Here is an 11,843-nt window from a genome sequence, read left to right on the forward strand (position 1 = left end):
GCATGCGCATCTGTCTGCTCACCGGGGGCGGCTATCCGTTCCGCCGGGACGCGCTAGGCGGCTGGTGCCGGACGCTCGTCGACGGTCTCGGCCGGTTCCGCTTCGACCTGGTCACCGTCTCGGACCGCGAGCCGCCCGGCGGTCCGGCCTATCCGCTGCCCGGCCACGTGAGCTCGGCCCGGACGGTGGCGCTGCCGCGGGAGACGTCGCGGCGCGAGGGCCGGGACGAGCACGCCACGGCGGCGGCCGTACTGCTGTGCCGGGGGCTGGTGCTCGAGCAGGACGAGGCGTTCGCCCGCGGGCTGATGGGCCTGGCCGTGCTGGCCGAGGGCGGTGGCATGGCCGCCGGGTCGCCGCTCAACGCCGTACCCCTGGCGGACGTGCTGCTGGAGGCGTGGCGGGCCGGGCGTGCGTCGGGCGCCGACGAGCGGCTGCCGCGGCTCAGCCTGCGGGACGCGCGGACCGCGGCCACCCTGCTGCGCCACGCCGCGCGGGCGCTGGCCGTACCGTTGCCGCAGGCCGACCTGGTGCACTGCGTGGGCGGCACGACCCCGCTGCTGGCCGCGCTGGCCGGCCGTTGGCGGAGCGGGACGCCGTTGCTGCTCACCGAGGCCCGGGCACCGGTGGCCAAGCTGCGGGCGAACGAGGAGCGGCTGTCCCCCGCCGTGCAGACCGTCCTGCGCCGCTTCCGCCGTGCCGTGGCCCGCACCGGGTACGCCGAGGCCGGGCTGATCGCGCCGCTCAGCGAGTACCACCACTCCTGGGCGCTGCGGCACGGCGCGGAGCCGGACCGGCTGGTCCCGGTGCCCGCCGGCGTCGACCCGGGTGACTTCCCGTGCGCGCCGGAGTCGCGCACCCCGCCGGCCGTCGTGTGGGCGGGCAACGGCGGGCCGGAGAGCGGCCTGGGCCACCTGCTGGCCGCGTTCACCCAGGTGGCGGCCGCCGTGCCCGGGACCGTGCTGCACCTGGTCGGCGTCGCCCGCGCCCACGAGGACCACTGCGCCGAGCAGGTCGAGCGCACCGGGCTCGGCCGGGCGGTCCGCCTGCACCCGCTGCCCGCCGACCCCCGCGACCGGTACGCCGCGGGCCACCTCGTCGTGCACGTGCCCGGGCCGTCGGATCCCCCGTACCGATTGATCGAGGCCATGATGTCGGGCCGCGCGGTGGTCGGGATCGACGTCGGACCCGTCGCCGAGACGCTCGGCGACGCCGGCGTCGTCGTGCCGCAGGGCGACCCCGGCGCGCTCGCGGCCGCCTGCACCGGGCTGCTCACCGCGCCGGCCCGCCGGCGCGCCCTCGGCGACGCGGCCCGCCGCCGGGCCCTCGCCTGCTTCACCGCGGACCGGGTGGTGCGGGTCTACGGCGCGCTCTACACCGACCTGGCCGGTCCGGCGCCGGCGCCGTCCTACGAGCTGACCCTGGCCGTTCCCGCCCCCCGCGACGCGCGCCCGGCCACCGTGCGCTGGCTCGCCGGAGCCGGGGAGGACCGGTGACCGCCGACCTCGCGCTGCGCGGCGGCAGTCTGCGCGCGCCCGCCCTCGGTGCCACGCTGCTGCGCTGCGCCCTCTACCTCGGCCCGCTGAGTGTCGCGGTGGCGGCGGCCGGCCCGCTCGGCCGGGTCGCCGGGCCGGTGACCGCCGGGACGCTGCTGCTCGGCTGGAGCCTCGCGCACGCCCTCACCGGGGTGGGCGCCGTCGTCGCGCGGCGCTCCGGGCGCGGCCCGGCCGCCACGGTGGTCGCGCGGGGCTTCGCCGCCGCGGCCGCGCTCTGGGTGGTGATCGTCCTTCTCGCGCCGGCGGGCCTGGTCGGCGCGGACCGGGGACTCGCCGTCACGGTCGGCCTGTGCGGCCTGCTCTCCCTGGGTACGGTCACCGCCGCGCTGGTGACCCGCACCGAGGCGACGGTGGTCCGGTGGAGCCTGCCGTGCTGGCTGCTCGCCGCCTTCGGCGTCGCCGGGACCGTCGGCGACACGCTGGCCGAGACGGTGCCGGTCGCCGCGCTGGTCCCGGCCGCCGTGGCGCTGGCCGCCGCCCGCGCCTTCCGGGCCGTCCTGGGCTCCTCGCCGGTGGGCCGGCTGCGCCCCGGCGACCTGCGCTACGGCGGCACCCGCCTGCTGCTCGGCGCGGCCCAGGCCTCCTGCGTCGCGCTGCTGTGGCAGGCGGGCCCGCCGGCCGCCGCCGCGCTGGCGGTGGTGCCGCTGCTCGCCGCCGGTCCGGTCCTGGAGGCGCTGATCGGCTGGCACCGCCGCCAGGTCCAGGCGGGGCTCGACGTCTCCGAGAGCGACGCGGAGTTCCGCGAGCACCTGAGCGGCGTCACCGTCGTGACCGTCGCCGCGCTGCTACCGCCGCTCGCCGCCGGGACGGCGCTGGCCGCGGCCGCGTACCGGCTGCCGGGCGGCACCCGCGGCGCCGTGCTGGTCCTCGCGGGCGGGATCCTGCTCAGCGGCGTCCTGGCGATCACCCTGCTGCTCGGCTGGCGCGGGCGTACCGGGGTCGCGACCCTGCTCGCCGCCGCGTCGCCCGCGGTGGCGCTCGCCACGCCGGCCGTACCGGTGCTGCCCGTCGAGCCGTTGCCCACGGTGGTCGCCCTGCTGGCGGCGACCCATCTCGCCGGCCTGCTCATCGTCGCCCGTACCGCCGCTGACCCCCGGAGGACGCCGTGAAGACCCTGTTCCCCCCGTACGCGCCGCCGTCGCCCGAGCTGGCCGTGGACCCCGACACCTGGGTCGTGCAGGACCGGCCCGGCCCGCCGCGCTCGGCGCACCAGCGGCTGGGCCGGGTCGACCTGGACTGGGGCGGGCGGTCGCTGGCGGACGTGCTGGCCGACGTGGACGCGTGGCGCGAGGACGGCGTGCAGGGCCTGTTCCTGGACCGGGCGCCCGCCGGATCGAGCGGGGTGGGCCCGGTGGCGCTGACGGTACGGCTGGCCGCCCGCCGCGGCCTGCACCGCGTGGTACTGAACCCGGGCGTGCCCACCCATCCGCTCTACCGCGAGCTGGGCGTGAAGATCTGCACCTTCGACGGGCCGTGGTCGGCCTACCAGGGCTGGGACGGCGACGGCGTCCGCCCCGGCGACGGCCACCTGGTGCACGGGGTGCCGCCGGAACTGCTGACCGCCGCCCGCCGGCTGATGGGCCGCCGCGGAGCCGGTTTCGGGCTCGCCACCGACGCCGGGCCGTACGTCAGCGGAGCGGCTTCCGCGGGCGGGGCTGGCAGCGCGGGCAGCTGTACGACGAACGGTTCATGAACTGCTCGCGGCGCAGCGCCGTGCCGCACCGGTGGCACGGCTGGCCCTCGCGCCCGTACGCGTTCAGCGCCCGGTCGAAGTAGCCGCTCTCGCCGTTGACGTTGACGTAGAGCGCGTCGAAGCTCGTGCCCCCGGCGACGATCGCCTCGGCGAGGACGTCGCGCACGTGGCCGAGCAGCCGCCGCACCGCCGGTCCGGTCAGCGCGTCCGTCGGCCGGGCACCGTGCAGCCCGGCCCGCCAGAGCGCCTCGTCGGCGTAGATGTTGCCCACTCCGGAGATCAATGTCTGGTCGAGCAGGGCCCGCTTGACCTCCGTGCGCTTGCGCCGCAGCGCCGCCACGAACGCCTCGTCGTCGAAGAGCGGGTCCATCGGGTCCCGGGCGATGTGCGAGATCTCGGTCGGCAGCGCGGCGCCGCCCTCCGAGACCGACAGCCCGCCGAACGTACGCTGGTCCACGAAGCGCAGCTCCGGGCCGTCGTCGGCGAAAGCGACGCGGACCCGCAGGTGCGTCTCGTCCGGGGCGTCCGCGGGCTGCATCAGCAACTGGCCGCTCATGCCCAGGTGCGCGATGATCGCGTCGCCGGAGTCCAGCGGCAGCCAGAGATACTTCCCGCGCCGGGAGACGCCGGTGACGGTGCGCCCGGCGAGCACCGCCGCGAAGTGCACGTCGCCGGGCAGGTGCCGGCGGATCGCGCGCGGGTGGCGTACCTCGACCTGCTCGATGCGGCGGCCGGCCACCCAGGTGGCCAGGCCCTGCCGGACGGTCTCGACCTCGGGAAGCTCGGGCATCGCTCTCTCTTAGATGGTGTAGGGCCACACGGCCAGCAGGTACGCGCCGTACCACAGGCCGAAGGCGGCCCAGGCGGCGATCGCCAGGACGGCCACGCGGGGACGCGCCCGGCCCGCGGCGATCACGGCCGGCAGGAGCGTCAGCAGGACGGGCAACAACAGCCGGGGCTTGGAGTGGTAGTAGCCGGCCTGGCCGTACACGAGCACCATGGCGACCACGCCGTAGACGGTGAGCGGCAGCCAGGGCCGGCCGGCCAGCGCGACGGCCGCCGCGACCGCCGCGACGAGCAGGATGAGCGCGACGCTCATCGGCACCCAGCGGTCCCCCGTGGTCAGCGTGTCGCCGAGGAAGGTCAGCGTGCTGGCGCCGAAGTCGAAGGACGTGCCCCAGCCGGCCGTCTGGATGCGGAACCACGCGTCCGCGTCGCCCACGCGCCACCCGACCCAGCCCAGGAACGCCGGGACCCCGGCCAGCGCGACGCCGGCGGCGGCGAGCGGCGGCCACTTGCGGGCCGGGTCGCTGCGGACCGCCATGACCGCGGCGACGGCCAGGGCCACCGCGGCCGCGGCGCCGGTCGGCCGGGTCAGGGCGCAGCCCAGGCCGAGCAGCCCGGCCGCCCACCACACCTTGCGGTGCGCGGCGACGAGCATCCCGGCGAGCAGGGCGAGGAAGAGGCTCTCCGAGTACGCCATGGAGAGCACCACCGACATCGGCGCGGTGCAGCAGAGCGCCACCAGGGCCCAGCCGCTGCGACGCCCGTAGAGGCTGGTGCCGAGCAGGTGCAGGGCCACCGCCGCGCCGACCGAGGCGAGCCAGCTCACCGTGAGCGCGGCGGTGCCGGGCTCCAGCCCGAGCTGGGAGAGGCCCCGGATGAGCATCGGGTAGAGCGGGAAGAACGCCAGCTCGTTGCCGTCGAGCGCGCCGTCGGTCCCGTACGTGTAGCCCTGCGGGTAGCCGGCGGCGGCCTTGATGAACCAGCCGCCGTCCCAGATGAGCAGGTTGGCGCGCAGCCCGGCCGGCTCCTCGGTGGCCCGGTCCAGGCGGACGACCAGGAGGATCTGCAGGATCCGGGAGAGCGCCAGGATGCCGGCCGCGACGGCGGCCCCGTGCCAGCCACCCGCGGCGTCCCAGAGGCGCTCGGGCCGGGACCGGGGAGCCGCGTCGTCATCCGTGGCCGGAGCCTCGCCCGTGCCGGAGGCCACGACGCTCACCGGCCGGCGGCGCTTCTGTCGTCGGCCCCGGCGGGGCTGTCGCTGGTGCCGGCGGCGTTGCTGCTGCGGTCGGCCGCGGCGGCGGCGTTGCGGCTGTCGGCCGGCGACAGCTCCGCGTGGCCGCCGCCCGCGACGGCGGGCGGCGGGGTCTCCGCCTCGGCCCGCTCGGTGAGCGTGCGCCAGGCCGCCGCGGCGGCGCGCTGCTCCGCCTGCTTCTTGCTGCGACCGTCGGACCCGCCGTAGCGCTCCCCGGCCACCACCACCCAGGCGGTGAAGGTCTTGGCATGGTCCGGGCCCGCGTCGTCGATGACGTAGTCCGGCACGCCGAGGCCGAGGGCGGCGGTCAGCTCCTGGAGGCTGGTCTTCCAGTCCAGGGCCGCGCCGCGGCCGGCCGACTCGGCCATCAGCGGGTCGAACAGCCGGTGGATGACCTCGCTGGCGGTGCCGAGCCCGTGCTCGAGGTAGATCGCCCCGAGCAGCGCCTCCAGGGTGTCGGCGAGGATGCTCGCCTTGTCCCGGCCGCCGGTGGTCTCCTCGCCCTTGCCGAGCAGCAGGTGCGGGCCGAGGCCCTGCGGGCCCAGCGTACGGGCGACGTCGGCGAGCGCGTGCATGTTGACCACGCTGGCCCGCAGCTTGGCGAGCTGGCCCTCGGGCAGGTCCGGATGGTTGTGGAACAGCGCCGAGGTGATGACCACGCCGAGGACCGAGTCGCCCAGGAACTCCAGGCGCTCGTTGGTCGGCAGGCCGCCGTTCTCGTACGCGTACGAGCGGTGGGTGAGCGCCCGCTCCAGCAGCCCCGGCTCGAGGGGGACGCCGAAGGCCTCCTCGAGCGGCTCGGTGGAGGGCCGTAGCCGCCGCTTGTCGTTACTGCTCATGAACCACCTCTTGCGTTCTGCGGATCCGGGGTCTTGCGGTCCGTCGCCGGATCCTCGGGACCGGTGATCAAGTCGGCTATGGCCGGGACGGCGGCCCGGCGGTGCAGGGTGGCGGCGAAGCCGATGCCCGCGGCGATGTCGGCGCCCGAGGCAGCGCCGTGGCAGACGACGACCGTCCCGCCGACGCCGAGCAGCACGGCCGCCCGCGGGGGCACCGGGCCCGGGTTCGGGGCGCCCCGCAGCGCGTACGCCGTCTCGAGCCCCTTGAGCAGGACGTTGCCGGTGAAGCCGTCGGCCACCACGACGTCCGCGGGCGCGCCGGTGACCACGTCGTTGCCCTCGACGAGGCCGGCGTAGCTGCCGCCGGCGGGCAGATCGAGGGCGGCGAGGACGGCGGGGGCGGCGCGGCGCAGGCGGTCGCCCTTGCCGCGCTCGGTGCCGATGGTGAGAAGGCCGACGCGCGGGGCCGCGACGCCGTGCACGACCGAGGCGTACGCGGCGCCGAGACGCGCGTGCATGGCGAGGGTGGTCTCGTCCGGGTCGACGGAGGAGCCCACGTCGAGCAGGACGAGCCGGCCGGCGGCGGTGGGCAGCACGGCGGTGAGGGCCGGGCGGCGTACCCCCGGCCAGCGGCCGAGGCCCAGCGCCGCGGAGGTGACGGTGGCGCCGGTGTTGCCGGCCGAGACGACGGCGTCGGCGAGGCCCTGCGCGACGGCCAGCACGGCCGAGCGGACCCCGGACTCGACGCTGCTGACGTCCCGGTCCCGGCCGTGCGGGCCGGTGGGCGCCGCGACGGCGCACACCCGGGCGCGATCTTCCGGGCCGAGGGCAGCGAGAACCGCGTCGGCCGCTTCCACCGGGCCGACGAGCAAGAGCTGAAGGGCCGGATCGGCCTGGCAGGCGCGCAGAGCGCCGTCAACCACGACGGCGGGAGCTTGGTCCCCGCCGAGGAGGTCGACGGCGATCCGCGCGGTGCCCGGCTCCCGCACAGTGCCGGCCTCGCGGCCGGCCTGCGTCGGGCCCGGGGCACCGGACGTTCGCCGCTGCTCAGGCTCGACCCGCCCGATGATCGGGCGCGTCACTCCGCGAGGCTCAGACCTCGAGGACCTGACGGCCGTTGTAGGTGCCGCAGACCGAGCAGGCGGTGTGCGGCAGCTTCGGCGACTTGCACTGGGGGCAGGCCACGGTCGATACCGCAGTCGCCTTCCAGTTCGCCCGGCGGGACCGGGTGTTGCTGCGCGACATCTTGCGCTTCGGGACGGCCACGGTACCTACTCCTCGATCCGGTTTTGCTGGTGGTGCGGCGAAGCCGCCGTCGGCTGCTCCGCCGACAAGGTGCGCAGAGCGGCCCAGCGGGGATCGACGTCCTCGTGGCCGTGACCGGCCGGAAGGTCGTCGAGATGCACCCCGCACTCGGGGCACAGCCCCGGGCAGTCCGGCCGGCAGACCGGGTTGGTCGGCAGTGTGAGCACCACCGCGTCGCGGACCGCCGGCTCCAGGTCGATCAGGTCGCCCTGCATCCGGCCCACCTCGTCCTCGTCCGTCGTCTCTTCCGTGGTGCTGTCCTCGTAGGCGAACAGCTCCGCGACGGAGACGTCGAACGACTCGGAGATCTCGTTGAGGCACCGCCCGCACTCACCGGAGAGTGAGCCGCGCACGTTGCCGCTGACGTACACACCCTCGGAGACCGACGTCAGGCTCATATCGAGCTCGAGGTCGGAGCCCTCGGGCACCGAGATCAGCTCAAGACCGAGGTCCGCCGGCGCCGGGACGACCCGCTTCAGGGCACGCGTCGCCCCAGGCCGGCGCGGGAGCTTCGTCGTGTCGACGACCAGCGGCTGCCTGGGATCGAGGTGTTTCTGCGGAGACTTGGGCATCGTGAATCCTCAGCCTTGGGTAGGCCGACAGGAAAGGTTACCTGAGCAGGGTCGGTAGCGTCGAATCGCCCCCGGCGGCTCAGAAGGGCAGGGGGCGCTCGCTGTCCTCGCCCTGGAACGTGCCGATCTCGCGCAGCGCGTGCATCTTGTCGCGGCCACGCTCTATCGACGCGAGGGCCCGGGTCAGGAACTGCTCGAAGTTGGCCAGGGCGGTGTCGACGTAGTCGTCGACCTCCTCCCGCAGCCGCTGCGCCTCGGCGCGGGCCTCGGCGATGATCCGGGCGCCCTCGTGCTCGGCGGACACCGTGATCTCGTTCACGGAGACGAGCCGGGCGTGCTCGGTCTCGCCCTCGCTGATGATCCGGTCCGCCTCGCGCTTGCCGGCATCGATGATCTTGTCGCGCTCCTCGAGGAGGGCGACGGCCCGGCGCAGGTCGCCGGGGAGCTCCGAGCGCAGCTCGTCCAGGAGCGCCACCATCTCGGCGCGGTCGAACATGAAGTTGGTCCGGGACATCGGGACCGACCGTGCCTGCTCCACCATGGAGATGATCTCGTCGATGCGGTCGAGCGGATCCACCGGCGCCTCACTCCTGTCAGACAGCACTCACGCTGAGTGGTGCGATCACGTTACTGCCGAACCCGGCGACGAGGCCGCGAAGGCCACGCCGTCAGTTTTGCCGCAGCCTCGTCACGAGCCGCTCCCCGACGAAGTCCGGGACGTACGGCGATGCGTCCCCACCCCACTTGACCACGTCCTTGACCAGACTGGAAGAGAGGAAGGAATAGAGCGGGTTGGTCGGCATGAACAAGGTCTCCACGCCGGAGAGCCCGATGTTCATCTGCGCCATCTGCAATTCGTAGTCGAAGTCGCTGACCGCCCGCAGGCCCTTGATCACCACTGCGGCGTCCTGGGCCCGGCAGAAGTCGACCAGGAGACCGTGGAACGACTCGACGCGGACGTTGCCGTACCCGGCGGTCGCCTCGCGGAGCATCCCGATCCGCTCCTCGACGCTGAACAGGCCGGTCTTCGAGTGGTTGATCAGCACGCCGACGATCACCTCGTCGAAGAGCCGGCTGGCCCGCCCGACGATGTCGAGGTGGCCGTTGGTGACGGGATCGAAGGACCCGGGACAGACCGCTCGTCTCATGATCGGCGACCGTACCAAAGTGTGGTCTCGCCGTAGCGCCGACTGCGGTCCGCGGTGATGCCGTCCACCCACTCCAGCGGCTCGCCGCGCACCGCCGTCCGCGAGGAGCGCTCGAAGGTCACCACGGCGTCCGGGGCCAGCCAGCCGTGGGCCACCAGCAGCCGCTGCACCTCCGCGACCTCGTCGTCGGTGACCGCGTACGGCGGATCGGCGAACACGACGTCGTACGGCCCGCCCTCCGGCGGTGCCGAGAGCACCTGGGCTACCTTGCCGGTGACCAGCCGGGCGGCACCGCCCACCCGCAGGGCCACGATGTTGTCGCGGATCGCCCGGGCCGCCTTGCCGTCCGCCTCGACGAGCAGCGCGTGGGCCGCCCCGCGGGACAACGCCTCCAGGCCGATCGCGCCGGAACCGGCGTACAGGTCGGCGAAGCGGGCGCCCTCCAGGTCGGTCATCGTGCCCAGGGCACTGAAATAGGCCTCCCGCACCCGGTCGGAGGTGGGCCTGGTGAGCGCGCCGGGCGGCGCGGCCAGCCGGCGACCGCCATGGGCGCCGGCGATGATCCTGGTCATGCGGCGACGCTACGCCACCCCGCCGCAACCCCCACTGCGGAGTGAACTTTTGCCTCCCAAACAGCACTCAGCGCATCGACACAATCGCGATCCGTATAGCGAAGATCTCGAATATGTATCGGTATGTTAAGTGGCTTATGCACCATTTTCCGGATTGGTCCGCGGAGGCTCCGGCGGGCGGTTCCGGAGGGCGGCACCATTGTGGATCTTTCGGTCACCGACCGCGCCCACGACATCGGGGCCCGAACGGCAGATCGGCGCCTGACCAGGGCATACGTGGGAGATGCCGGGGCGTGGCGGCGATCACGGCCAGCGTTTGCACCACTCTTCCGAGTGACGGCCACGAGGGCCAATCGGCACTCCCCGCATCGGCCTTCGAGCTGTCCGTGCAGCGATCGTCTCGGATCCGCATCAAGACCCTTAGCGGTTTCTGAGCCACTTCCCAGATTTCTCTCAGTCGCTAAGGTCAGCCGCGCCGACGACACGCTGTCGGCTCGACGACGCGGGGAGGCGTCGTCTCCGGCCCGCCGTCGCCCGGCGCCGGCCGCCGTCTCCCCCGCGTCGTGGCCCCCCCTTGTTCGACCGCCCTCAGGAGTACACGTGAAGTCGAACTCCCCGCTCCGCCGCGCCGCGACCGTCCTCGCCGGCGCGCTCATCGGCCTCGGTGGGGCCGCGGTCGTGACCGCGCCCGCCGGCGCACACGCCTCGGCCGTCAGCGGCAAGGCCGTCTGCGACACGGCCACCGGCACCCGGACCGTGACCTGGACGCTCACCAACGACTATCCGACCGACGCCACCGTCGCGGACCTCGCCACCACGCCCACCCCCGCCGAGCAGGCCACCGAGGGCAACCTGGTCATCCCCAAGTCGGCGCACGGGCGCGACGGAGAGCTGACCGTGACCCAGCAGGTGACCGGCGACGCCCGGGAAGCCACCATTTCATTCCGGTCGATCTGGTCCGCCGACGGCTACGTGGACGAGCACAACTCGGCCCGCGTCGACCTCGCCGAGCCCTGCGCGCCGGCCGAGACCCCGTGTGTCGAGGCGGGCGAGGCCACGTTCCACCACACCTTCGGCGTGACCGACCAGGGCTCCACCGCCACGGTGGCCCTGGACGAGGGCGTCAAGCTGTGCGAGGGCGAGCCCGTCACGCTCGTCTCCTACTTCTCGCCCACGCCGCAGTTCTCGGTGCCGCAGTACGAGTTCGACCACGCCACGGGCACCATCACCAACGAACAGCGCTCGGTGACGCTGGAGGTCAGCGTGCCGGACTGCCACACCCAGGTGGACCTGTTCTTCGGCGGCGAGAAGGACGTCATCTCGGAGATCACCGAGAACGGCCCGCGCTACGGCGACCGGAAGCTGGGCGGCGACAGCGGCCCCGGCGCCCGCTCGAAGGGCCCGGAGGGCTGGTTCAACGGCGGCGAGAAGGGCTGCCAGGCCCCGGTCGTCGAGCCGCTGCCACAGTGTGACGGCACGATCGCGCTGAACCTCAGCAACAACGGTGAGATCAGCCGGTACGCGGTCGCCTTCACCGTCTCGGCGGCCGGCTTCCGCAAGGCCGTCACCATCGACGCCGGCAAGGGCGAGACGGTGACCGTCCCGGCGGGCGCCGGCACGGTCACCGTCACCGCCGAAGGCATGGCGGACGCCACCTACGCGTGGCAGCGGCCCGAGGACTGCGAGCTGCCCACGGTCATCGTGGAGAACGACTGCGAGACCGTGGCGATCACCGTCGAGAACCCCGCGGGCGTCACCCCGGTGACCGCGAACGTCACGTACGGCGACGAGTCCGAGACGATGACCGTGGCGGCCGGAAAGTCGGAGAAGGTCTCCTTCGAGGCGAGCAAGGCCACCTACGCGGCGATCGACTTCCCCGGCCTGGACGTGGAGCCGATCAAGGCCACGCTCGAGAGGCTCGAGTGCGAGAACGGCGGCGGTGGCGGCGGCAAGGCCGACGAGCCCACCCTGCCCCTCACCGGCCCGGTGGCCGGCAGCATCGCGGGCGGCGCGGCCCTGCTGCTGCTGATCGGTGGCGCGCTGTTCGTCGTCGCCCGCCGCCGCAAGATCACCTTCACCGCGTAACACCGCACGACCCGCGAGGGCGCGCCGGCAGGTGCCGG

The 11,843-nt window shown here is 74.4% G+C and carries 13 protein-coding genes; 4 read left to right on the plus strand and 9 right to left on the minus strand.

Translation table 11 applies throughout. The features are described 5' to 3' along the window. Nucleotides 1–2: 2 nt before the first annotated feature. Genes IEY99_RS00075 through IEY99_RS00085 form a run of 3 tightly spaced genes read left to right on the plus strand, consistent with a single transcriptional unit; the run spans nt 3 to nt 3,246 of the window. Nucleotides 3–1,493 (plus strand): DUF3492 domain-containing protein, encoded by a 1,491-nt coding sequence (locus IEY99_RS00075; RefSeq protein WP_189198614.1) that lies wholly within the window; start codon nt 3–5, stop codon nt 1,491–1,493. After that, nucleotides 1,490–2,662, plus strand: a complete 1,173-nt coding sequence (locus tag IEY99_RS00080) for a hypothetical protein (RefSeq protein WP_229797936.1) — start codon at nt 1,490–1,492, stop codon at nt 2,660–2,662. The genes IEY99_RS00075 and IEY99_RS00080 overlap by 4 nt, the downstream gene beginning before the upstream one ends. After that, nucleotides 2,659–3,246 carry a putative glycoside hydrolase gene (locus tag IEY99_RS00085; protein WP_189198615.1) on the plus strand — a complete coding sequence of 196 codons (588 nt, stop codon included), beginning with the start codon at nt 2,659–2,661 and terminating at the stop codon, nt 3,244–3,246. Before IEY99_RS00080 ends, IEY99_RS00085 begins: the two co-directional genes overlap by 4 nt. Here the strand turns inward: IEY99_RS00085 and mutM are convergent. The 9 genes from mutM to rsmD all read right to left on the minus strand — a co-directional run bounded on the left by mutM (nt 3,182) and on the right by rsmD (nt 9,720). Further along, nucleotides 3,182–4,036, minus strand: coding sequence for a bifunctional DNA-formamidopyrimidine glycosylase/DNA-(apurinic or apyrimidinic site) lyase (mutM, locus tag IEY99_RS00090; protein ID WP_189198616.1), 855 nt, complete (start codon nt 4,034–4,036; stop codon nt 3,182–3,184). The genes IEY99_RS00085 and mutM overlap by 65 nt on opposite strands. Before the next feature lie 9 nt (nt 4,037–4,045). Next, nucleotides 4,046–5,239, minus strand: coding sequence for a putative hexosyltransferase (locus IEY99_RS00095; RefSeq protein ID WP_189198617.1), 1,194 nt, complete (start codon nt 5,237–5,239; stop codon nt 4,046–4,048). 5 nt (nt 5,240–5,244) lie between these two features. Further along, nucleotides 5,245–6,123, minus strand: coding sequence for a ribonuclease III (gene rnc, locus IEY99_RS00100; protein WP_229797938.1), 879 nt, complete (start codon nt 6,121–6,123; stop codon nt 5,245–5,247). Then, nucleotides 6,120–7,112 (minus strand): phosphate acyltransferase PlsX, encoded by a 993-nt coding sequence (locus IEY99_RS00105; RefSeq protein WP_229798196.1) that lies wholly within the window; start codon nt 7,110–7,112, stop codon nt 6,120–6,122. Before IEY99_RS00105 ends, rnc begins: the two co-directional genes overlap by 4 nt. A 103-nt stretch (nt 7,113–7,215) precedes the next feature. After that, nucleotides 7,216–7,389 (minus strand): 50S ribosomal protein L32, encoded by a 174-nt coding sequence (gene rpmF, locus IEY99_RS00110; protein WP_014694262.1) that lies wholly within the window; start codon nt 7,387–7,389, stop codon nt 7,216–7,218. A 5-nt stretch (nt 7,390–7,394) separates the two neighbouring features. Next, the gene (locus IEY99_RS00115; protein WP_189198619.1) at nt 7,395–8,000 is read right to left on the minus strand and encodes a YceD family protein; all 606 of its coding nucleotides are present in this window, start codon (nt 7,998–8,000) and stop codon (nt 7,395–7,397) included. Nucleotides 8,001–8,079: 79 nt separating this feature from the next. Continuing rightward, nucleotides 8,080–8,577 (minus strand): ATP synthase subunit B family protein, encoded by a 498-nt coding sequence (locus IEY99_RS00120; RefSeq protein ID WP_071805703.1) that lies wholly within the window; start codon nt 8,575–8,577, stop codon nt 8,080–8,082. 91 nt (nt 8,578–8,668) lie between these two features. Continuing rightward, a complete protein-coding gene (coaD, locus tag IEY99_RS00125; protein ID WP_071805704.1) occupies nt 8,669–9,148 on the minus strand; it encodes a pantetheine-phosphate adenylyltransferase in 480 nt (159 codons plus the stop codon). Next, nucleotides 9,145–9,720 (minus strand): 16S rRNA (guanine(966)-N(2))-methyltransferase RsmD, encoded by a 576-nt coding sequence (gene rsmD / locus IEY99_RS00130; protein ID WP_189198620.1) that lies wholly within the window; start codon nt 9,718–9,720, stop codon nt 9,145–9,147. The genes coaD and rsmD overlap by 4 nt, the downstream gene beginning before the upstream one ends. 600 nt (nt 9,721–10,320) lie before the next feature. Here rsmD and IEY99_RS00135 point away from each other — a divergent pair. Then, nucleotides 10,321–11,805, plus strand: a complete 1,485-nt coding sequence (locus IEY99_RS00135) for an LPXTG cell wall anchor domain-containing protein (RefSeq protein WP_189198621.1) — start codon at nt 10,321–10,323, stop codon at nt 11,803–11,805. Nucleotides 11,806–11,843: the final 38 nt, after the last annotated feature.

It is taken from the genome of Couchioplanes azureus (assembly GCF_014648355.1).
Classification (GTDB): Bacteria; Actinomycetota; Actinomycetes; order Mycobacteriales; family Micromonosporaceae; genus Actinoplanes; species Actinoplanes azureus.

What these genes read in the sequence shown, in the direction of transcription:
- IEY99_RS00075 (WP_189198614.1), top strand. Translation starts at nt 3, where the DNA reads ATGCGCATCTGTCTGCTCACCGGGGGCGGCTATCCGTTCCGCCGGGAC.
- mutM (WP_189198616.1), bottom strand. Translation starts at nt 4,036, where the DNA reads ATGCCCGAGCTTCCCGAGGTCGAGACCGTCCGGCAGGGCCTGGCCACC.
- rnc (WP_229797938.1), bottom strand. Translation starts at nt 6,123, where the DNA reads ATGAGCAGTAACGACAAGCGGCGGCTACGGCCCTCCACCGAGCCGCTC.
- IEY99_RS00115 (WP_189198619.1), bottom strand. Translation starts at nt 8,000, where the DNA reads ATGCCCAAGTCTCCGCAGAAACACCTCGATCCCAGGCAGCCGCTGGTC.
- coaD (WP_071805704.1), bottom strand. Translation starts at nt 9,148, where the DNA reads ATGAGACGAGCGGTCTGTCCCGGGTCCTTCGATCCCGTCACCAACGGC.
- rsmD (WP_189198620.1), bottom strand. Translation starts at nt 9,720, where the DNA reads ATGACCAGGATCATCGCCGGCGCCCATGGCGGTCGCCGGCTGGCCGCG.